The sequence below is a fragment of the Oerskovia rustica genome, from assembly GCF_014836555.1.
Lineage (GTDB): Bacteria > Actinomycetota > Actinomycetes > Actinomycetales > Cellulomonadaceae > Oerskovia > Oerskovia rustica.
In genome coordinates, this window is the sequence record NZ_JACSQQ010000046.1 from 5,181 (window position 1) to 26,591 (window position 21,411).

The following is a 21,411-nucleotide window of genomic DNA, read 5'->3' on the forward strand; positions in this document are numbered from 1 at the left end:
GGTCCCCAGACCTCTCCCTCGACGAGCCCCCTCTACCTCGGCGAGAGATAGACCTGCAGGCTGAGCGGCTCCAGCAGGGGCCGCGGCCCTCCTGCGGGCTCGTGCGTCTCGGGGCCCACAGGCCTGCCGCCCTCGCCCGGGTGCTCCCAGTCGGAGTCCCACGCGAGCTCCCACGCGGTGCTCCCGGCCCCCTCGGCAGCCCCGGGCGCCGGGCGTCCCGGCACGCCCGCGAGCGTGACCTCGACCGTGTCGAGCGCACCGTTGAGGACCAGGAGCACGTCGCGGTCGCCCGCACGCGGGCCGGTGCGCAGCATCTGCAGCACGCGGAACCCGGGGTCGTGCCAGGCCGCGTGGTCGAGGGGGTGACCTGCGGCGTCGAACCACGCGAGGTCCGGCACCGCGTCCTGCGCCGAGTGCCGGGGGCGGCCGTGGAAGAACGTCTCGCTGCGCAGCGCGGCGTGCTCGCGACGCAGCCCCAGGAGGTGGGTCGTGGTCGCGAGCAGGTCCTTGCGCCAGGGGGACAGGTCCCAGCTCACCCACGACAGCGGCCCGTCCTGGCAGTACGCGTTGTTGTTGCCGCGCTGGGTGCGTCCCATCTCGTCGCCCGCGGTGAGCATCGGGGTCCCGGCCGCCAGGACCTGGGTCGCCATGAGGTTGCGGATCGAGCGGCGGCGAAGAGGCGCGATCTCGACCCCCGGCTCGAAGCCCTCGACCGTCATCTCCTCGTTCTCGAGGCGCCCCTCGAAACCGTGGTTCCAGGACCGGTTGTCGTCGCTGCCGTCACGGTTGCCCTCGCCGTTGGCCTCGTTGTGCTTGTGCTCGTAGGCGACGAGGTCCGCGAGCGTGAACCCGTCGTGGGCGGTGACGAAGTTGACCGACGCGACGGGCCCGCGCATGAGCGGCGGGTCGCTGTGCCCGAAGAGGTCCGCGGACCCGGCCAGGCGGGTCGCGAGCTCGCGCACGCCCTGGCCGGGGCGTCCGTGCGAGGCCTCGCGCGGGTCGGCGAGCCAGAACTGGCGGACGGCTCCCCGGAAGCGGTCGTTCCACTCGGCCAGCGGGGCGGGGAACTGCCCGGTGCGCCATCCGCCGGGGCCGACGTCCCACGGCTCCGCGACGAGCTTGAGGCCGTTCAGCACCGGGTCGGTCTGGAGCGCCACGAGGAACGGGTGGTCGGGGTCGAACCCGGCCGGGCCGCGACCCAGGGTCACGGCGAGGTCGAAGCGGAAGCCGTCGACGCCGATCTCCTGCGCCCAGTAGCGCAGCGAGTCGAGCGTCAGCTGGACCACCCGAGCACGCCGGAAGTCGAGGCTGTTCCCCGTCCCGGTGACGTCCGCGAGCTCGGCCGGGGACGCGCCGTCGTGCAGGTAGTAGACGGGGTTGTCGAGGCCGCGCCACGACAGGTGCGGGCCGTCCGCCCCGCCCTCGCACGTGTGGTTGTGCACGACGTCGAGAAGGACCTCGAGCCCGGCCTCGTGCAGCAGGTGCACCATGCCGCGCACCTCGTCGACGACGGCGCCGGGCCCGGCCTCCTGCGCGGCGCGCGTCGCGTACGGGGCGTGGGGGGCGAAGAAGCCCGCGGTCGAGTAGCCCCAGTAGTTGGTGAGCCCCTCGGCCACGAGGTGCGGCTCGGTCAGGAACGCGTGGATCGGCAGCAGCTCGACCGTCGTGACGCCCAGGGCCTTCAGGTGCGCGATCGTCGTCGGGTGCGCGAGCCCCGCATAGGTGCCCCGCAGGTGCTCGGGCACGGCGTCGAGCTGCATGGTCAGGCCGCGGACGTGGGCCTCGTAGACCACCGTGTCGGCCCACGGCACGTGCGGCCGGCGCACGGGCTCGTGCCCGGTGCGAGGAGCCACGACGACCGAGTGCGGCACGTGCGCCGCCGAGTCGCGCGGGTCGGCCGGACCACGGACGTCGCCCACGAGGGTGCCCGAGGCGTCCCGCTCGGTCACGTGGCCGCGCGTGGACGGGTCGTCGTCGAGCTCGCCCACGATCCCGCGTGCGTACGGGTCGAGCAGGAGCTTCGCGGGGTTGTACCGGAAGCCGGCCGCGGGGTCCCACGGGCCCTCGGCCCGGAAGCCGTAGCGCTGTCCCTCACCCACGCCGGGGACGTGCCCGTGCCAGACGCCGTGGGTCGGCCCGTCGAGCGCCACACGCCGTTCGTGGATCTCGCCGTCGGGCGAGACGTCGAGCAGGCTCAGGTGGACGGCGCTCGCGTGCGAGGCGAGCACGGCGACGTCGACGCCGTCACCGGCGAGACGGACGCCGAGCCGGGGGACCGGGCCGTGCGAGGGGCGAGGGCGGGGGGAGGGGGCAAGCGCTTGCACCCCTCCATTGTGAGGCCCGCATGTGGACGGCTCGTGCTCACCAGGTGGTCGTGCGCGAGATCTCACCCGGTTCCGCGGCGGTGCCCGGTAGGGTTTCGCCTGTGCCACACCTTCCACGAAGGGCTGTGGCGTGCGGGTACCACCCGGGTCCACCGTCGTCCCAACCACGGAGCACATCACGATGAGGATCGTCGTCGCCGTCAAGTACGTTCCCGATATCCACGCCGACCGGCGGTTCGACGCCGGACGAGTGGTGCGATCGTCCGAGGAGGGGACCCTCAACGAGCTCGACGAGAACGCCATCGAGGCCGCGCTGCGCATCGTCGAGTCGCTGCCGGAGGCCGAGCAGGAGACCTCCGAGGTCGTCGTCCTGACCATGGCAGGCCCCGAGGCCGACACCGCGATCCGCAAGGCCTACCAGATGGGCGTCGGCCGCGGCGTGCGCGTCAGCGACGAGGCGCTCGCGGGCTCCGACTACTTCGGGACCGTCGCCACGCTCGCTGCGGCGATCCGCAAGATCGAGGAGGAGGGGCCGGTCGACCTCGTCCTCACCGGCATGGCGGCTCTCGACGGGCTGGGGTCCGTGGTCCCCGTGCTGCTCGCTGCCGAGCTCGACCTGCCGCAGCTCACGCTCGCGGGCAAGCTCGAGGTGGACGTCCAGGCCCGCACGGCCCAGGTCACGCGCGAGCTCGACGACGCGCTCGAGGTGCTCACGGCCCCGCTGCCCGCCGTGGTCAGCGTGACCGACCACGCCAACTGGCCGCGCTTCCCCAACTTCAAGCTCATCATGGCCGCGCGGACGCAGCCGATCGAGGTCTGGGACCTCGCGGCGCTGGGGCTCGACCCCGCGACCGTGGGCGACGCCGGAGCCCGCACCCGCGTCCTCGCCGCCACGCCGCGCCCGCCGCGCCCCGAGGTCGAGGTCGTCGTCGACAAGGGCGAGGGTGGCCGCGCGCTGGCCGAGTTCCTCATCCGCAACGACCTGGTCTGAGAGGGAACATCGTGACCACCAACGTCCTCGTCCTGCTCGACTCCCCGGAGACGCAGCTGCGCTCCGCGGCCCTCGAGCTCCTGACCATCGCCCGCAGCCTCGGTCGGCCCAAGGCCGTGACGCTCGGCAGCCCGAGCGTCACGACGCTCGCCCAGCTCGGTGCCTACGGCGTCGACACGGTCCTGCAGGCCGAGCTGCCCACGTCCGTGAGCACGGACGCCGCGCACCTCACGGCGGTCGTCTCGGTGACCCTCGAGACTGCGGTGCGCCGCGCGAACGCGGACATCGTGCTGCTCTCGGCGACCTTCCCCAACAAGGAGGCCGCGGCCCGCCTTGCCTACGCGCTGGGTGCCGGCCTCGTGATCGACGCGGCCGCGGTCCGTGCCGAGGACGGCAAGGCCGTGGGTTACAAGCGGGTCTTCGCGGGCTCGTGGGACACCTCGTGCGAGGTCGTCACCGAGCAGGCCGTGTTCACGGTCCGCGCCAACTCCGTCGTCCCGGAGCCCGCCGAGTCCTCGGTCCAGACGGAGGTCATCGGGTTCCCCGTCGAGGTCCCCGCGTCGGCGACCACCGTCACGGTCGTGTCCCGTGAGGAGAAGCCGGTCGTCGAGGGTGGGCGTCCTGCGCTCGCCGAGGCCGCGACGGTCGTCGCGGGCGGACGCGGCACCGACGGCGACTTCGGGCCCATCGAGGAGCTGGCGGACGTGCTCGGCGCGGCCGTGGGCGCGACGCGTGACGCGGTCTACGAGGGCTGGTTCGACACCTTCATCGGTCAGACGGGCGTGACGATCGCGCCGCGCCTGTACATCGGCGCGGGGATCTCGGGAGCCCCGCACCACCGCGGTGGCATGCAGGCCTCGCAGGTGATCGTGGCCGTCAACAACGACTCCGACAGCCCGCTGTTCGAGATCGCGGACTTCGCGGTCGTGGGCGACCTCGCCGAGGTCCTGCCGCAGGCCGCGCAGGTCCTGCGGGAGCACAAAGGCTGACGCCTCGAACACCCTCTGACGAACGCCCCGGCGGGCTCGGCCCGCCGGGGCGTTCGCACGCCCGGCGGCTTCCCCACGCCCGGCTTCCGTGCACCCGGCGGCTTCCGTGCGACGGGGCTCCGGCCCGACGGCGGACCAGCAGGTCAGAGGCCCAGGTGCTCGAGCCAGGCGAGGGCCGAGACGGCCTGGCCCAGGGCCACCGTGGGACGGCACGGGTCGGACACCGGGGCAGGCTTGCGCGTGAGGTCCATGCTGAAGCCCGCGAACCCGCCGACGATGGACCGGAGGTCTCCGGGGTGCACCTCGGCGCCGAGCGGGTGGTCGTCGAACACGGCCGTGAGCCAGGCTCCCGCCCGCTCGGCGTCGTCCCACGTCACGACGGGCGTGCCGCCGTCGTCCGGCACGGACACCTCCGGCGGGTCGAAGACCCCCTCGACGCCCTGCGCGCCGACCGTGACGAGCAGGTGCGCGAGGTCCAGCCACCCGGCCCCGCGCATCGCGAAGGGCCAGTCGAGGACGTAGACCGCGTCGTCCGTGACCGTGAGGTTCCGGGCGCGCATGTCGCCGTGGACGATCGACTCGCCCTCGCACGCGACGAGGACGCCCAGCTCGAGCTCGGCGAGCGACGAGAGGCGGCGAGCCGCCCACGGTGCGAGAGAGGACAGGTGCGCAGGAGGATCGCGCAGGATGCGGCCCCACCCGATAGAGGCGGACGCGAGCTGGGGCCCGGCGGGCGGCAAGGAGATCTGCCGGGCTCCGGGGATGCGGGCCAGGTCGTCGAGGGTGTCAAGGACCCGTGCGAGCACCGCGGGCTCCCAGGGCTCCCGCGGGGGGTAGCCGTCGATGGCCTCGTAGGCGAGCACGATCCAGTCGCCGTCACCATGGCCCCACAGGAAGCGTGGGGTCGGGACTGCTGCGGGCAGGCGTGTTGCGATGCGTGCCTCGGCGCGGTGCAGGTCGGCGCACTCCCGGGCGTCTCGCGTGCGGGCCGCCTTGAGGAAGACCTGCTCACCCGTCGACAGGCGCAGCAGCGACCCCATCCCGGGCGTGAAGCCGCTCACGACGCTGATCTCCTCGACGACGTGCGCCTCCATCGTGGCCTCGATCTCGTCGCGGAGCTCGCGAGGGAGCGACGCCCACCGCAGGCGGTCGCTCGCGTGGGCACGCGGGTCCTGCGGTGAGCGGACCACGCAGGTGGTCGCGACGTCGTCGGGCATGGGGCAGAACGCTCGCACGGGGTGAGGAGGGACGGGAGGGAGCACTGTCGGGGTGTCGCCGTTCACGAGCGGACCCCGGCCGCGCGACGCGTCGCGGCGGGCAGGTGAGGGTCCGAGGGGCGAACGAGCATCTGTCAAGATATCGGTTTTTCCTGTGCTGTCCAGCAATGTTCCACAGAACTCACGTCCCTCGTCCGCACCGTGGCGGCAGCGGCCCGCGAATACCTTCGTAGACTGGACGACTGTGATCGCCTCATGACCGCCACGCCCGCCGAGCCCTCGCACGGCGCCTACCTCGACCACGCCGCCACGACCCCCATGTCGCCGGCCGCGCTCGAGGCCTTCGTCGCGGAGCTCACCCAGACCGGCAACCCCTCGTCGCTGCACGCGGCGGGCCGGGCTGCGCGCCGCGTCGTCGAGGAGTCGCGCGAGGCCGTCGCGGCGGCGCTCGGCGCGCGCCCGAGCGAGGTGATCTTCACGGCAGGTGGCACCGAGTCGGACAACCTCGCCATCAAGGGGCTGTTCTGGGGGCGTCGCACCACCGAGCCGCACCGCCGACGCATCCTGGTCTCGGCGGTCGAGCACCACGCGGTGCTCGACCCTGCCTTCTGGATGGCCGAGCACACGGGCGCGGAGATCGTCCTGCTGCCCGTCGACGACGCCGGCAGGCTCGACCTCGACGCGCTGCGCGCCGAGCTCGCGGCCAAGGGCGACGAGGTCGCGCTCATCTCGGTCATGTGGGCGAACAACGAGGTCGGGACGATCCAGCCGGTCCAGGAGGTCGTCCAGATCGCGCGACCGTACGGCATCCCCGTGCACTCGGACGCGGTGCAGGCCGTCGGGCAGGTGCCCGTGGACTTCGCCGCGAGCGGCCTCGACGCCCTGACCCTCACGGGCCACAAGCTCGGGGGACCCATGGGCGTCGGCGCCCTGGTCGCGAAGCGCGGCCTGCCCCTGACCCCGGTGCTGCACGGCGGCGGGCAGGAGCGCGGCGTGCGCTCGGGCACCCTCGACACGCCTGCCATCCGGGCGTTCGCGGTCGCCGTGACCGAGGCCGTCGCGGGCCGTGCGGAGCGGGCCGAGCACCTCGCGTCGTTGCGCGACGACCTGGTCCGGGGCGTGCGGGCGGCCGTGCCCGACGCCGTGCTCCGCGGCCCCGACCCGCTGGCGGACCCGTCCCTGCGCCTCCCCGGCAACGCGCACTTCACGTTCCCCGGCTCCGAGGGCGACTCGTTGCTGTACCTGCTCGACTCGGCGGGCGTGCAGACGTCCACGGGTTCCGCATGCCAGGCCGGGGTGCCGCAGCCCTCGCACGTCCTGCTCGCGATGGGGGTCTCGGAGGAGGACGCGCGCGGTGCGCTGCGGTTCTCGCTCGGTGCGACCTCGACGCCCGACGACGTCGCGCGCCTCCTCGACGCGCTGCCGCAGGTCGTGGCGCGGGCGCAGGCCGCGGGGCTCGCGTCGTCGGCCCGGCCCGGGGCGAGCCCGAGGACGCGACCGACCGCCACGACAGGGAGGCCCGCATGAGAGTCCTGGCAGCGATGTCCGGCGGGGTGGACTCCGCCGTCGCGGCGGCCCTGGCGGTCGAGGCCGGCCACGAGGTGGTCGGCGTGCACATGGCTCTGTCGCGCAACCGCGAGCAGTTCCGCGCGGGCTCGCGCGGGTGCTGCTCGATCGAGGACGCGGGCGACGCGCGCCGCGCGGCCGACGTGCTGGGCATCCCGTACTACGTGTGGGACCTCTCGGAGCGCTTCGAGGACACGGTCGTCGCGGACTTCCTGTCCGAGTACGAGGCCGGGCGCACGCCCAACCCGTGCGTGCGCTGCAACGAGCACATCAAGTTCGAGGCGCTGCTCGACAAGGCCACGGCGCTGGGCTTCGACGCGGTCGCGACGGGCCACTACGCGCAGGTCGTCACGCGCGAGGTCGCCGTCGCCGGGCCGGACGGCGAGGCCGTGACGCGCACGGTCCGCGAGCTGCACCGGTCGCCCAACGACGCCAAGGACCAGTCGTACGTGCTCGCGGTCATGGGCCAGGAGCGGCTGGCCCGGTCGATCTTCCCGCTGGGCGGCTTCGCGTCCAAGGACGAGGTCCGTGCCGAGGCCGAGCGGCGTGGCCTGTCGGTCTCGAACAAGCCCGACTCCTACGACATCTGCTTCGTGTCCGACGGCGACACCCAGGGCTTCCTCAAGGCGCGCCTGGGCGCGCGCACGGGCGAGATCGTCGACACCGAGGGCGAGGTCCTGGGCGAGCACGAGGGCGCGTACGCGTTCACGGTCGGCCAGCGCAAGGGCCTGTCCCTGGGGCGCCCGGCCGCGGACGGCAAGCCGCGCTACGTGCTCGAGGTCGAGCCGGTCTCCAACCGGGTCGTCGTGGGGCCGGCCGAGCTGCTCACGGTCGACCGCATCGAGGGGGACCGCTCGGTGTGGCTCGCGGACGACGTCCTCGCAGCCGCCGGGTGGGAGCCCGCCCAGGCGGGGCCCGTGCCCGACGGCGCGGCGTCCGCCCAGGTGTCCGGCTGGTTCGACGCGTCGGTCCAGGTGCGTGCCCACGGGGCGCCGGTCCCTGCGCGGGTGCGCGCCGTCGTCGGGCAGGCGGACGACGGGGCCGCCGACGGCGCGCGGACTGAGGTCGAGCTCACGGGCGAGACGCTGCGCGGCGTGGCTGCCGGCCAGTCGCTCGTCGTGTACCAGGGCACGCGCGTGATCGGGCAGTCGACCGTGCAGCGCGCCTACCGGGCGCAGCGCGCGGCGAGCGCAGCGCGCTGACCGACCGGCCGTGCGCGCCTCGTCACACCGCGACCGGGACGCTGCCCACCGCGGAGCCGGGCTGAGTCGCGGCGAGCACCGCGCTCGTCGGGACCACGGGGTGCTCGCTGAGCTCCCGCACGAGCCACGCGTCGTCGCGCACCGCCCAGTGCTCGGCCTCGCGCCCGTCCACGAAGCGCAGCATGTGCATCTCGCGGACCGTGAAGTGACGGCCGGTGGGCGCCAGGCCCCGGAAGTAGCCCGTGTGCCGGGCGCTGAACGCCACGTGCAGCGCCACCAGGTCGCCCTCCGCGACCGCGTGCAGCACCTCGACGTGCTGGTCGGAGAACGCGTCCGAGAACCAGTGCATGGTCGCGACCAGCCCCTCGATGCCGCCCGAGCAGCCGGGGGCCGGGTCGTGGTTGTGGAAGTCGGCGGCGACGAGCGCCGCGAGCGCCTCGGCGTGGTTCCCGGGGATGGCCTGGGTGTGCACCGCGATCGCGGCCGCCTTGTTGGTCGCGCCAGCGGTCGTCGTGGCCGCCTCGTGGTGCTGGTCGCCGGGAAGGGTGGTCCCGGTCGCCTCGTGCCTGCTGCTGCTCATGTCCGCCTCGCTCGTCCGGCGGGGTCGGTCCAGCGGCCACCGCGTCGTCACGGTCTGTGGTGCATACTCATCAGCCTTCACTCGGAGAGAGGGACACCGCAAGAGTTCGTGCGGGTGATGCTCGGGTGAGTTCTCCGGGGAGAGTCAGGGGAGTTGGTGGACCGGCCCGGCCGTCGGACCGGTCCTTGAGCACGTCGAACAGCAAGGAGACCTGGACATGACGTCAGTCAGCGGCCACGGGCCGTGGCCCGGCGGCGAGGGCACCGACGTCCTCGAGGCGCAGCAGATGATCTTCGGAGACCTCGCCGAGGTCCCCACGGGCGTGACGCCCGTCCCGTTCCTCGTGCGCCTGCCCCAACGGGGACCGGGCGCCGACGGCGTGGGCCGCACCGCGACCCTGCTCGCGGACCTGCCCGTCGAGATCGGGCCGCACGGCTGGAAGCTCGCGGACCGGCCCGGCATGGACGAGCGCAGGGCTCGGGCCTTCCTCCGGGACGACCTGGGGGCGCTCGCGATCGCCGGGCACGGGTACGTCGGGCCGCTCGCGGTGTCGGTCGTGGGGCCGTGGACGCTCGCGGCCGAGCTGTACCTCGCGCGCGGCGACCGGGTCCTCGCCGACCAGGGCGCGCGGGCCGACCTGGCCGCGTCGCTCGCCGTCGGGGTGCGGGCGCACCTCGACGAGGTGCGTCGGCAGGTCCCGGGGGCCGAGCTCGTGGTGCAGGTCTCCGAGCCGCTGCTGGGCCAGATCAACGCGGGCGTGCTGCCCACGTTCTCCGGGTACTCGCGGCTTCGACCGGTCGAGGGCCCGGCGATCGTGGAGGGCCTCGAGACGGTCCTGGGGGCGGTGCGGGACGGGGGTGCGCGCAGCGTCGTGCACGTGGGGCCCGCGTGGGTCGGGATCGCCCCCGTCGTCCTCGCCGGTGCCGACGCCGTCGGCCTGGACCTCGCGGCCCGGGCCGACGGCTGGGACGAGAAGGGCTGGGAGCTGGTCGCGCGCGCGGTCGAGCGCGGCGTCGGGGTCTGGGCCGGGCTGCCGCCCGCGAAGGTCTCGCAGTGCTCGGGGCCCAACCTGGGCGAGCTCGCGTCGCTCGTGACCGTCCCGTGGCGCCGGATCGGGCTCCCGTCCTCGGGGCTCGACGACGTCACGCTCCTCGCGGCGCCGCGTGCCGGGGGAGTGGGGCTGGGGTCGGGGCAGCGGCTCGGGAGCATCGACGAGAACCGCGCGATGCTCGGGAACCTGGGGCGGGTCGCGGAGATGCTCGCGGAGCGGGCGCAGGACTGAGCCGCGGCCAGGGGCGGCCCGAAGGGACGGGCGGACTCCGTTTCCGGGGCCGCGACCTGGCACCGGGTCCCGGCCGACGGGGCAGGTGGGCGAATCAGGCCTGGCGGGCGTCGATGTCCCTCGGGAAGGTGGGCGGCAGTCTGACGACTGCTCGCAGTCCACCTTCCGGGCGCGGGGTGAGACGGAGCTCGCCGCGGAGTCGCTCGACGATCGCCGCGACGATGGACAACCCCAGTCCCTGCCCGTCCGATGCCGTGTTCCTCGTACGACCGGCTCCTCGGGTGAAGGGGTCGGTGAACCGCTCGACGGCCTCGGGATCGAGGACCGGGCCGGAGCTGACGACCTCGATGACCACTCCTCCAGGAGGGTCGGACGGCGTGGTGTCGATCGCGAGCACGCCACCTGGCACGTTGTGCCGGATCCCGTTCTGCACCAGGTTGGTGACGAGCTGGCGGAGCAGGACGGGTTCGCCGTCGATCATCGTCCCGGTCAGATGGTGCTCGATCCGCACACCGCGTGTCGCTGCCTCCTCGGCGCACGACTCGATCACCTGGGCGACGACCTGGGTCGGGTCGAACCGCTCGAGCTCGGGAGGTGACGAGTCGATCCTGGCGAGGTCCAGCAATGCCGTCACGGTCTCGATGTTCCGTTCGTTCATGGACCGCAGACGCTCGAACACGACCCGCTCCTGCGGGTCGTCGTGCTGCGCCAGTGCGACGTCGAGCATGGCTCGGGTCGTCGCGAGCGGAGTCCGCAGCTCGTGCGACGCGTTGGCTGCGAAACGTCGCGTCGCCGTGAACGAACGGTCGAGGCGGACGAGCATCTCGTCGAAGCTCTCCGCGAGCTCCGAGATCTCGTCCCGCGGACCGGCGAGCCTGATCCGTTGCTCCAGGTCGCCCTCGCTCGCACGATGCACGGCCGCGTTGATGTGTCGCAACGGCCGGAGCATCCGCCCGGCGACTGCCCAGCCGACACCGGTGCCCACCGCCGCCAGGACGACGAGGACGACGATCGAGGTGACGAGCAGGAGATCGAGGAGCTGGTCGCTCGACGTCACGACGAGCTCGGACGCGGGGGCGACCACCGCTGCCGGCGCCGTCGGGTCACCGGTGGGGAACGGCGAGGCTCCGGGGACCGCGGAGGTCGCGTCGGTCGACGGGGTCGTTGCCGTGGCGAAGTCGTAGGTGGGGACGTAGCGCATGAAGACGTAGACGATCCCGAGCAGGACGATGCCGGCGCCCGTCAGGAGGATCGAGTAGGTCAGTGCGAGCCGCGCGCGGACCGTCAGGCGATAGCGCCTGCTCCCCGGGGCGGCACCGTGGATGTCCGACGGCCGCGGGGTCGGCTCGTGACTAGTCGCCATCGCTGATCACGTATCCCGCACCTGGCACGGTCGCGATCACCGCAGGGTCTCCGAGCTTGCGCCGCAGCGTGCTGACGGTCACCTTGACGGCGTGAGTGAACGGGTTGGCGTTCTCGTCCCAGGCCTTCTCCAGGAGCGTCTCCGCACTGACCACGGCGCCGTCTGCCCGTAGGAGCACCTCCAGCACCGCGAACTCCTTCCGGGTCAGCGTGACACGCCTCCCCGCGACGGTGACCTCGTGGCGGAACGGGTCCAGTCGGACACCGCGTCGTTCGAGCACCGGTGGCCGCGACGTGAAGCTGCGCCTGTTGAGGGCACGGAGCCGGGCGATGAGCTCGGGGAACTCGAACGGCTTGGCCAGGTAGTCGTCGGCGCCGAGACCGAGACCGTCCACGCGGTCGTCGAGCGTCCCAGCAGCAGTGAGCATCAGCACTGCGGGCGCGACCGGGTCGGCAGCCAGTCGGCGGCAGACCTCGTCCCCGTGCACGCCGGGGATGTCCCGGTCGAGCAGCACCACGTCGTAGTCGTACAGCTCGACAGCAAGGAGCGCCGCGTCCCCGTCGGGGGCCACGTCGGCCGCGATCGCCTCCATGGACAGACGTGTGCGTACGGCGTCGGCCAGGTACTCCTCGTCCTCCACGATCAGCACTCTCACCTGGGTCCACCTTTCGTTCGGTCACGGCGCCGGGCGACCGTGCTCGTCGGTCGTCGACCTTCCTCCTCAGGAGACCACGGCGAAGGTTGCGTCGCGGTAAGGCGGCCACCTTACTTTTCCGCAACCGACGGCCTGATGAGATCGGCGCAGCACGTCAGGTCGCCCGACCTCGACGCGACGAAAGGACACACCACTGTGCGTACGACGACCATCCGTTCCCTCACCGCTCTCCTCGGGACGGGGCTCCTCCTCGCTGTCTCGGCCTGCTCACCCACCTCAGGGGCCGACCCCGAGCTCGACACGGGAGCCGCCAAGATGACCATCGAGGAGTGGCGGCAGGACGTCGACGACTGCATGCTCGACGCCGGGTACGACCTCGTCGCCATGAGCGAGGAGGGAGGTGGCACCACGCCGTCGATGACGAGCGAGGAGTCCGCGGCCTTCGACGTGGCCTACACGGCCTGCATCGACGAGATCGGCGAGGTCCCGGTCGATGACAGCCTGCCCACCGAGGACGAGATGTTCGAGGCCCAGCTGGCCTTCGCCGCGTGCATGCGGGAGGCCGGCTACGACTACCCCGACCCGGTCAAGGGATCGGGCATGAGCTCGTCGTTCGGCCCCGAGATCGACCCCGACGTCGTCGACGCCTGCTCGACCAAGAGCCAGGAAGCCGTCCAGTGAGCGCTCCCACCACGACCGACCAGTCCTCCGTGACGACCACCGGCCGCCAGCACAGACCACGACGCTGGATCCTGACGACGGCAGGCGCCGTCGCGGCCGTCGCGGCCGTCGTCGGCGTGGTCGCTCTCACGCGTCCGCCCGCAGCCCCCGAGCCCACGAGCACCCGGCTCGAGCTCGAGACCGTCACCGTGGCCCGGGGTGACCTCACGGAACAGGTCCGGACCCAGGGAACCCTCGCGTACGACGCGCAGCGCGACCTGGGGACCGAGATCACCGGCGTGATCACCGGGCTCCCGGCGGCAGGCACCGTCGTCACCGTGGGCCAGGAGCTCTTCCGGATCGACGACCTCCCCGTGACCCTGCTGCGAGGTCCTCTGCCCGCCTGGCGTGGGTTCGTCGCCGGCATGACGCCGGGGAAGGACGTCCTCCAGCTCGAGCAGAACCTCGCCGAGCTGGGGTTCTTCGTCGCGAAGCCTGACTCGACGTTCACCGAGAGCACGACGGCAGCGATCAAGAAGTGGCAGAAGTCGCTGAAGGTCGAGCAGACCGGCACGATCGATCTGGGCCGGGTCGTCTTCTCCCTCGTCGACGTCCGCGTGCAGTCGCACAAGGCCCAGGTCGGCGACACCGCCGGCCCGGAGATCCTCACCGTCACGGGACCGAACAAGCAGGTCCAGGCCTTCCTCGACCGGACGCAGGCACCCATCGCCCCCGTCGGCACCAACGTGACCATCACCCTCCCGGGAGGCGACTCCACGACGGGAACCGTCGCCGAGGTGGGGGCACCCGTCGAGCAGGAGGGCGGCGACGGCACGACGCTCAAGGTGCCCGTGACCCTCACGCTCGACGACCCGGCTGCGACCGAGTCCCTCGACAACGTCGCGGTCACGCTCCTGCTCACGCAGACCCGCGCCACCGACGTGCTGACCGTGCCCGTCCTGGCCCTGCTCGCGCAGCCGGGGGGCGGCTTCGCCGTCGAGAACTCGGACGGCGACAGCACGCGGCTCGTCCCGGTCGAGCTCGGGACGTTCGCCAACGGCCTGGTCGAGGTGACCGGGGGCGGCCTCGAGGTGGGCGACACGATCGTGGTGGCCAAGTGAGCACAGCGATCATCGACCTGGAGGACGTGACCCGGACGTACGGGTCACCACCGACGGTCGCGCTCGGTGGAGTCACCCTGAGGATCGACGAGGGCGAGATGGTCGCGATCGTCGGCCCGAGCGGGTCCGGCAAGTCGACCATGCTCAACATCATCGGGTCCCTGGACCGCGCCACCTCAGGTGCGACCAGGATCGCCGGCAACGACGTGACGGCCATGAGCGACACGAGTCTCTCGGCCTTGCGTGCGTACACGATCGGGTTCATCTTCCAGCAGTTCCACCTCTCCGACGGGGTCACCGCCCTCGACAACGTGGCGACCGGTCTTCTGTACACCGGCCTGGCACCCCGCGAGCGCCGTCGGCGGGCTCGCACGGCGCTCGAACGGGTCGGTCTCGGCGCGCGGTTGCACCACCATCCGCGGCAGATGTCGGGCGGAGAGCGCCAGCGCGTCGCGATCGCGCGCGCCGTCGTCGGCGAGCCTCGGCTCCTCCTTGCGGACGAGCCGACCGGCAGCCTCGACACCGCCTCGGGCGAAGGCGTCGTCGAGATCCTCCACGCTCTGAACAGGTCCGGGACCACGGTCGTGGTCATCACCCACGACCAGGAGCTGGCCGATCGCCTACCCCGGCAGGTCCGCATCCGCGACGGCAGGATCCTCTCCGACGAGCGGGAGGACAGCCGATGAGCCTCGACCGCCGTTCCAGGCTCCGCCCCGGGGACCTCTTCAGCCTCGGCCTGCACGGACTGCGCGCCCGACCGATGCGCGCGATCCTCTCGTCCCTCGGCATCGCGATCGGTATCGCCGCCATGATCTCCGTGATCGGCATCTCGACCTCGAGCCAGGCGCTCATCAAGGACAAGCTGTCCGCGCTGGGCACCAACCTGCTCACGGTCACGGCCGGCACGGACGTCCTCGGCCAGGACGCGCCCCTCCCGCCCGACGCCGTCGCCCTCGTACGGCGCATCCCGGACGTCCTGCACGTGAGCTCGACCGGCACCCTCGACACGATCTCGATCTTCCGCAGCGCCGAGGTCGATCCGGGCCGCACCGGAGGGTTGACCGTGGCGGCGGCCGACCTCGACCTGCTCGAGGCGACCGGGGCCAGGGTCATGCGCGGGTCGTGGCTCAACGAGTCGACCGCGCAGTACCCGGCGGTCGTCCTCGGCCGCGGGACGGCCGAGCGCCTGGGGATCGGCACGGTGGGCAGCCTCGTGTGGCTGGGCGGTCACCAGTTCACCGTCGTGGGCATCCTCGAGTCGTCGCCCCTCGCACCGGAGCTCGACTCGACGGCACTCGTCGGCGAACCGATCGCCGCCAGCCTCTTCGACCACGACGGCGCGCCGACGACGATCTACGAACGGTCCACCGAGGCGAGCGTCTCGCAGGTGCGCACGCTCCTGCCGCCGACGATCCACCCCGACTCGCCGAGCCAGGTGCAGGTCAGCCGCCCCTCGGACGCCCTCGCCGCGAAGAACACGGTCGACCAGGCCTTCACCGGGCTCCTGGTCGGGGTGGGCTCGATCGCCCTGCTCGTCGGCGGGATCGGGGTGGCCAACACCATGGTCATCTCGGTCCTGGAACGTCGTCAGGAGATCGGCCTGCGGCGCTCCCTGGGCGCCACGCGCAAGCACATCCGGATGCAGTTCCTCTTCGAGGCGATGCTGCTCTCGGCCCTTGGCGGCGTTGCGGGTGCCGTCCTCGGGTGGGTCATCACGGCCGTCGTCGCCAGGACGAACGGGTGGAGCCTCGCGATCCCCTCCGAGGTCCCCGCGATGGGGGTCGTCGTCACGATCCTCGTGGGGGCGGTCGCGGGCGTCCTGCCCGCCGTGCGTGCGTCCCGCACCTCGCCGACCGCGGCGCTGAGCAGCTGACGGTCGCCGACGAGCCCCCTCGCGCGCCGGGCTGCCGGTCCGCGAGGGGCTCGGCCGGTTCCTCCCACAGGACGAGGATCCGGGTACCCACCCTTCGCCCTCGTTTTCGCCGTGACGCCCCTGGTGCGTAGGCTCGGAGGGAGGTGCCGAACTCGCGGCGCTCCCTCGTCCGTCCACTCTCCCGAAGGAGCGCGATGCCCGCTCTGCACGCCGTCCTCTTCGACCTCGACGGTGTCCTGACACCGACCGCCGAGGTCCACATGCGCGCCTGGGAACGCCTGTTCGCGCCGCTGTGCGCCGAGCGCGGGGTCGCGCCGTACACGTCGGCGGACTACTTCGCGCACATCGACGGCAAGCCCCGATTCGACGGGGTCGCCACGATGCTCGCCTCGCGCGGGATCGAGCTCCCGTGGGGCACGATCGACGACGCCCCCGGGGAGGGCACGGTCTGCGCGCTGGGCAACGAGAAGAACGAGATCGTCAACGCGATGTTCGTCGAGGAGGGCATCGAGCCCTACCCGGGCTCGATCGCGTTCCTCGACGCCGTGACCGCGGCCGGGGCGCTCGTCGCGGTCGTCTCGTCGTCGCGCAACGCCCCGTCGGTCCTGGCGGCCGCGGGGATCGCGGACCGTTTCGGGGTCGTCGTGGACGGCGCCGTCGCGGCCGCGGAGGGGCTCGACGGCAAGCCCTCGCCCGCCACCTACGAGTACGCGGCCCAGCTCCTGGGCGTCCCGACGACCGCCGCGATCGTGATCGAGGACGCGATCTCGGGTGTCCAGGCGGGAGCGGCCGGCGACTTCGGGCTCGTCGTCGGGGTGGACCGCGGGGTCGGGGCGGACGTCCTGACGGAGCACGGCGCCGACGTGGTCGTGGCCGACCTGGGCGAGCTCGACGCGACGGTCCTGGACCGCCCGGCCCACGAGGAGGCCCGCTGATGGCCGGGTTCGAGCACGGCTTCGACGGGACCGTCGACCGCAGCCGCTTCCCGGCGGACCCGTGGCGGCTCACCGAGAACCGCTACTCCGCGCACGACCTCGGGGTCACCGAGACCCTCTTCTCGGTCGGCAACGGGTATCTCGGCATGCGGGGCAACGTCGAGGAGGGACGCGAGTCCCACACGCAGGGGACGTTCATCAACGGCTTCCACGAGACGTGGCGCATCCACCACGCCGAGGAGGCGTACGGGTTCGCCGAGGTCGGGCAGACCATCGTCAACGTCCCGGACGTCAAGATCATCCGGCTCTACGTCGACGACGAGCCGCTCCTGCTGCCCGTCGCGGACCTCGTCTCCTACGAGCGGTCGCTCGACATGGCCGACGGCGTGCTGCGGCGCGAGCTGTTGTGGCGCACTCCGTCGGGCAAGCGCGTCCTGGTGAAGTCCGAGCGCATGGTCTCGTTCGTGGAGCGGCACCTGGCCGTCATCACGTTCGAGGTCACGATGCTCGACGACCCGGCCCCCATCGCGATCTCGTCCCAGATCCTCAACCGGCAGGACGGGCAGGACGAGTACCACGTCCCGTCGGCCGCGATGGGGCAGGGCTTCGACCCGCGCAAGGCCAACCAGTTCACCGACCGCGTCCTGCAGCCGCAGGCCCAGTGGGGCGACGACCAGCGCCTCGTGCTGTCCTACCGGTGCACCAACTCGGGCATGACGATCGCGGTCGCCGCGGACGACGAGCTGGTCACGGAGAACACCCACGAGGTGCGCACCCAGGTGGACGAGGACCTGGCCAAGCACGTCTACCGGATCCAGGCCGAGCCGGGCAAGCCGGTCCGGCTCACGAAGACCGTGGCGTACCACACGTCCCGCGGGGTGCCCGCGCGCGAGCTCATCGACCGTTGCCGTCGCACGCTCGACCGCGTGCGGGAGGAGGGCGTCGCGTTCCAGCACGCCGAGCAGCGCGAGTTCCTCGACGACTTCTGGGCGCGCTCCGACGTCGAGATCCCGGGTCAGCCCGAGATCCAGCAGGCCGTGCGGTGGAACATCTACCAGCTCGCGCAGGCCACGGCCCGCGCCGAGGGCAACGGCGTCCCCGCCAAGGGGCTCACGGGCTCGGGCTACGGCGGCCACTACTTCTGGGACACCGAGATCTACGTGCTGCCGTTCCTGACGTACACGAGCCCGCGGTACGCGCGCAACGCGCTGCGCTTCCGCTACCAGATGCTCGACGCCGCCCGCCGCCGCGCCGGGCAGCTCTCGCAGGAGGGCGCGCTGTTCCCGTGGCGCACGATCAACGGCGAGGAGGCCTCGGCGTACTACGCCGCGGGCACCGCGCAGTACCACATCGACGCCGACGTGTCCTATGCCCTCATGCAGTACGTGCGGGCGACGGGGGACCAGGACTTCCTGGAGCGCGAGGGTGTCGACATCCTCGTGGAGACCGCGCGCATGTGGGCCGACCTCGGCTTCTGGCGGGCCAACGGCGACGACCACTTCCACATCCACGGCGTCACAGGGCCCGACGAGTACACGACGGTCGTCAACGACAACCTCTTCACCAACGTCATGGCCCGCTTCAACCTGCGCGTCGCGGCCGAGACGCTCGACGCCATGCGCCTGGACGCGCCGCACGACTACGAGCGGCTCCGGATCCGGCTCGGGGTCTCGGCGGAGGAGACGGCCGAGTGGTCGCGAGCGGCCGAGCGCATGTCGATCCCTTACGCCGAGCACCTGGGTATCCACCCGCAGGACTCGCACTTCCTGGAGCGCGAGATCTGGAACCTCGCGGCGACCCCTGCGAACAAGCGGCCTCTGCTGCTGCACTACCACCCGCTCGTCATCTACCGCTACCAGGTGCTCAAGCAGGCGGACGTCGTCCTCGCGCTGTTCCTCCAGGGGGCCGAGTTCACGCCCGAGGAGAAGCTGGCCGACTTCGAGTACTACGACCCGTTGACCACGGGCGACTCCACGCTCTCGGGCGTGGTCCAGTCGATCATCGCGGCCGAGGTCGGGTACCACGAGCTCGCGCTCGAGTACTTCACGTCGTCGCTGCTGGTCGACCTGGAGAACCGCCACGCCAACGCGTCCGACGGCGTGCACGTCGCCTCGGCCGGCGGGACGTGGTCGGCGCTGGCGTTCGGGTTCGGTGGCATGCGCGACGACTGCGGTCGCATCAGCTTCGACCCGCGCCTGCCGCAGGCGTGGGAGTCCCTGACGTTCCGCGTGTCCCTGCGCGGGGCACGGCTGAAGGTCACGGTGACGGCCGACGCGATCACGTTCGTGTGCGAGACGGGCGAGAGCGCCGAGGTGCTGGTGCGCGGCGAGGCCGTGCGCGTCGCCGCCGGCGAGCCCGTGACGGTGGCCCTCGACGGCCAGGGGCCCGTGCGGGAGGGGACACCGAGCCTGCGTGACCTGACGGGCAACCGTCGCGAGGACGGGACGCTCATCACCGCGACGGTTCCGCACTCGTAGTCCGTCGGTCGTTCGTCCCGCAGGCGCCGAGAGGGCGGGTTCCCCCGGGGGAACCCCGCCCTCTCGTGCTGGCCGGGCTGCCGTCGAGGTGCGCACCGGACGGGTCGCGCCGCCCAGCAACTGGACATGTCCTGCGGCGCCAGCCCTTGCCTCCCCAGTATGTTAGTCACTAACATTATGGCCATGGCACGCTGGAATCAGACACACGAGGCACTGCGGCACGCAGCGTTGGACCTGTTCATGAAGCAGGGGTACGACGCGACAGGCACCGCCCAGATCGCCCGCCGGGTGGGGGTGAGCGAGGTGACGCTCTTCCGACACTTCGCCGCCAAGGAGTCACTGCTGCTCGACGACCCGTTCGACCCGCTGATGGCCGAGGCGGTGCGGGCGCGCCCCGCGCACGAGCCCCCGATGCGGGCGCTGGCCGAGGGCATCCGGGAGGCGTGGCGGCAGGTCGACGTCGAGATCGAGGGAGAACAGCGTGACCGGCTGCGGATTCTCGCGGCGAACCCGTCGCTCCGCGGGGCGATCGAACGCAGCAGTCAGGCCACGGTCTCCGCTCTCGCGGATGCACTGACGGACCGCGCGGTGCCGGAGGTCCGGGCGCGCGTCGCCGCCGCCTCGGTGATCGCAGGCCTGAGCGCGGCGCTCCTGGAGTGGGCGCTGACGGAGCGCACACCGGTGGACGAGGTCCTGCAGGCCGCGCTGGACGTCCTGGGAGGTGAGTGAGGTGCTCAGCTTCGAGAACGTCGGTCGGCGGTTCCGCGGTGGAGCGGGAGTGAGCGACCTGAGCTTCCACGTCGAGCAGGGGGAGGTCGTCGCACTCATCGGGCTGAACGGAGCGGGCAAGACCACGCTCATGCGGCTCGCGTTGGGCATGCTGCGCCCGCAGTCCGGTGAGGTACGGGTGTTCGGCCGGATGCTCGGCGACCTGCCAGCGGCAGGCTGGGCGCGCGTCGGAGCGTTGATCGAGACACCCCCGGCCTATCCCGAGCTGACCGTGCGCAAGAACTTGCACATCGCGTGCCTGCTGCGAGGCGGCGATCCTCGGTGCGTCGACGCATCGCTGGAGGCCTGGCGGCTCGGTCCGGTCGCTGAGCGACGATTTCGTCGACTCTCGCAGGGCAACCGACAGCGCACCGGCCTGGCGGCAGCTCTCCAGCACGATCCGCAGCTCATCGTGCTGGACGAGCCGAGCAGCACGCTCGATCCCGCCTCCGTCATCCTGCTGCGGGAGCAGCTGACCCGACGCGCCCGGCAGGGAGCAGCAGTCCTCGTCAGCAGCCACCACCTCGACGAGGTGGCCAGGGTCGCAGATCGGGTGCTGCTGATGAACGCCGGCCGACTGATCGGCCGGCTCGACACCACCCGACGCGATCTCGAGCGCGTGTTCTTCGAGCGCATTCAGGCTGACGACGAGGACCGCTCGGCCGCTGAAGGCGCTGAGGTCCGATGAACGCCGCTCTTCGGGTCGAGACGTTGAAGCTTGCCCATTCCCCCGTGGGGGCTATCGGCACGCTCGCGCTGCTCGTCGGTACGCTCGTCCTGCTGGGTGGACTCACTGTGGGGTTGGTCGGCGAGAACCCTGTACTGGCGGCCAAGGCCGACTTCTCCGGGATCGCGGTGACGCTGGACTGGTCGGGCCTGCTGGCTCTCGCCGCACAGATCACCTCGGCCGCCTCGCTCCTCGGATTCGGTGTCGTGCTCGCGTGGATGTTCGCTCGCGAGTTCGCGGACGGGACGGTCACAGGGCTTTTCGCCCTGCCGGTCACGCTCGGCAGGATCGCCCTGGCCAAGTTCGTCGTCTACGCGCTCTGGGTGATGCTGGTCAGCATGAGCCTCACGCTCGGGCTGCTCGGCCTGGGGACGGTGCTCGGCTACGGCGCGCCGAGCCCGGACGTGTGGGCCGGACTCGTGCGACAGACGGCGCTGGCGATGCTCTCGGGAGCGCTCGCCGTCCCGGTCGCATGGATCGCCACGGTCACCCGCTCGCTGCTCGCCGCAGTGGGTGGGGTCATCGCCCTGGTGGTCGTCGGCCAGGTCGGTGCGATCGTCGGGGCCGGGGGTTGGATGCCCCTGGTCGCGCCGGCCCTCTGGGCGATGTCTGACGGCAGGGCCGTGACCGCGACGCAGCTCACCCTCACGGTCGCGGGCGCGGGGGGGGGGGGGGGGGGGG

At 72.3% G+C, this 21,411-nt stretch carries 19 protein-coding genes; 14 read left to right on the forward strand and 5 right to left on the reverse strand.

The annotated features are described in order from the left end of the window. Positions 1-32 precede the first annotated feature (32 nt). Positions 33-2,324, reverse strand: coding sequence for a glycogen debranching protein GlgX (gene glgX / locus H9652_RS17905; RefSeq protein ID WP_318244258.1), 2,292 nt, complete (start codon positions 2,322-2,324; stop codon positions 33-35). A 181-nt stretch (positions 2,325-2,505) separates the two neighbouring features. Here glgX and H9652_RS17910 point away from each other — a divergent pair, with 181 nt between their 5' ends. Then, positions 2,506-3,315, forward strand: coding sequence for an electron transfer flavoprotein subunit beta/FixA family protein (locus H9652_RS17910; RefSeq protein ID WP_191797919.1), 810 nt, complete (start codon positions 2,506-2,508; stop codon positions 3,313-3,315). A gap of 8 nt (positions 3,316-3,323) precedes the next feature. After that, the gene (locus H9652_RS17915; protein ID WP_191797956.1) at positions 3,324-4,304 is read left to right on the forward strand and encodes an electron transfer flavoprotein subunit alpha/FixB family protein; all 981 of its coding nucleotides are present in this window, start codon (positions 3,324-3,326) and stop codon (positions 4,302-4,304) included. Between the two features lie 143 nt (positions 4,305-4,447). Here H9652_RS17915 and H9652_RS17920 read toward each other — a convergent pair whose 3' ends face one another. After that, the gene (locus H9652_RS17920) at positions 4,448-5,521 is read right to left on the reverse strand and encodes an aminoglycoside phosphotransferase family protein (protein ID WP_191797921.1); all 1,074 of its coding nucleotides are present in this window, start codon (positions 5,519-5,521) and stop codon (positions 4,448-4,450) included. Positions 5,522-5,776: 255 nt separating this feature from the next. Between H9652_RS17920 and H9652_RS17925 the strand changes: the two genes are divergently transcribed. Together H9652_RS17925 and mnmA are read left to right on the forward strand one after the other, a co-directional pair. After that, on the forward strand, positions 5,777-7,048 hold the full coding sequence (locus tag H9652_RS17925; protein WP_191797923.1) for a cysteine desulfurase family protein: 1,272 nt from the start codon (positions 5,777-5,779) through the stop codon (positions 7,046-7,048). Then, positions 7,045-8,289, forward strand: coding sequence for a tRNA 2-thiouridine(34) synthase MnmA (gene mnmA, locus H9652_RS17930; protein ID WP_191797925.1), 1,245 nt, complete (start codon positions 7,045-7,047; stop codon positions 8,287-8,289). The genes H9652_RS17925 and mnmA overlap by 4 nt, the downstream gene beginning before the upstream one ends. A gap of 22 nt (positions 8,290-8,311) precedes the next feature. Here mnmA and H9652_RS17935 read toward each other — a convergent pair whose 3' ends face one another. Continuing rightward, positions 8,312-8,869, reverse strand: coding sequence for an ester cyclase (locus H9652_RS17935; RefSeq protein WP_191797927.1), 558 nt, complete (start codon positions 8,867-8,869; stop codon positions 8,312-8,314). A 217-nt stretch (positions 8,870-9,086) separates the two neighbouring features. On the opposite strand from H9652_RS17935, the gene H9652_RS17940 reads away from it, so the two are divergent. After that, complete coding sequence (locus H9652_RS17940) at positions 9,087-10,151, forward strand: uroporphyrinogen decarboxylase/cobalamine-independent methonine synthase family protein (protein WP_138823611.1); 1,065 nt, start codon at positions 9,087-9,089, stop codon at positions 10,149-10,151. Between the two features lie 94 nt (positions 10,152-10,245). Here H9652_RS17940 and H9652_RS17945 read toward each other — a convergent pair whose 3' ends face one another. Together H9652_RS17945 and H9652_RS17950 are read right to left on the reverse strand one after the other, a co-directional pair. Further along, complete coding sequence (locus tag H9652_RS17945; protein ID WP_191797929.1) at positions 10,246-11,514, reverse strand: sensor histidine kinase; 1,269 nt, start codon at positions 11,512-11,514, stop codon at positions 10,246-10,248. Further along, positions 11,504-12,169 carry a response regulator transcription factor gene (locus H9652_RS17950; protein ID WP_191797931.1) on the reverse strand — a complete coding sequence of 222 codons (666 nt, stop codon included), beginning with the start codon at positions 12,167-12,169 and terminating at the stop codon, positions 11,504-11,506. Before H9652_RS17950 ends, H9652_RS17945 begins: the two co-directional genes overlap by 11 nt. A 195-nt stretch (positions 12,170-12,364) precedes the next feature. Here H9652_RS17950 and H9652_RS17955 point away from each other — a divergent pair, with 195 nt between their 5' ends. The 9 genes from H9652_RS17955 to H9652_RS17995 form a co-directional block, all read left to right on the forward strand. Beyond that, positions 12,365-12,850, forward strand: a complete 486-nt coding sequence (locus H9652_RS17955; RefSeq protein ID WP_191797933.1) for a hypothetical protein — start codon at positions 12,365-12,367, stop codon at positions 12,848-12,850. Continuing rightward, positions 12,847-13,950, forward strand: a complete 1,104-nt coding sequence (locus H9652_RS20395) for an efflux RND transporter periplasmic adaptor subunit (RefSeq protein ID WP_191797935.1) — start codon at positions 12,847-12,849, stop codon at positions 13,948-13,950. The genes H9652_RS17955 and H9652_RS20395 overlap by 4 nt, the downstream gene beginning before the upstream one ends. Beyond that, positions 13,947-14,636: an ABC transporter ATP-binding protein gene (locus H9652_RS17965; RefSeq protein ID WP_318244259.1), complete on the forward strand. Its 690-nt coding sequence runs from the start codon at positions 13,947-13,949 to the stop codon at positions 14,634-14,636. Before H9652_RS20395 ends, H9652_RS17965 begins: the two co-directional genes overlap by 4 nt. After that, positions 14,633-15,823: an ABC transporter permease gene (locus H9652_RS17970; protein ID WP_191797937.1), complete on the forward strand. Its 1,191-nt coding sequence runs from the start codon at positions 14,633-14,635 to the stop codon at positions 15,821-15,823. The genes H9652_RS17965 and H9652_RS17970 overlap by 4 nt, the downstream gene beginning before the upstream one ends. 194 nt (positions 15,824-16,017) lie before the next feature. Further along, positions 16,018-16,758 (forward strand): HAD family hydrolase, encoded by a 741-nt coding sequence (locus tag H9652_RS17975; RefSeq protein WP_191797939.1) that lies wholly within the window; start codon positions 16,018-16,020, stop codon positions 16,756-16,758. Next, a complete protein-coding gene (locus tag H9652_RS17980; protein ID WP_191797948.1) occupies positions 16,758-19,235 on the forward strand; it encodes a glycoside hydrolase family 65 protein in 2,478 nt (825 codons plus the stop codon). The genes H9652_RS17975 and H9652_RS17980 overlap by 1 nt, the downstream gene beginning before the upstream one ends. A 183-nt stretch (positions 19,236-19,418) precedes the next feature. Further along, on the forward strand, positions 19,419-19,964 hold the full coding sequence (locus H9652_RS17985; RefSeq protein WP_191797950.1) for a TetR/AcrR family transcriptional regulator: 546 nt from the start codon (positions 19,419-19,421) through the stop codon (positions 19,962-19,964). 49 nt (positions 19,965-20,013) lie between these two features. Next, the gene (locus tag H9652_RS17990; RefSeq protein ID WP_318244260.1) at positions 20,014-20,691 is read left to right on the forward strand and encodes an ABC transporter ATP-binding protein; all 678 of its coding nucleotides are present in this window, start codon (positions 20,014-20,016) and stop codon (positions 20,689-20,691) included. Continuing rightward, a partial coding sequence (locus tag H9652_RS17995) for an ABC transporter permease (protein WP_191797954.1) occupies positions 20,688-21,411 on the forward strand: 724 nt, incomplete at its 3' end. The genes H9652_RS17990 and H9652_RS17995, both read left to right, overlap by 4 nt.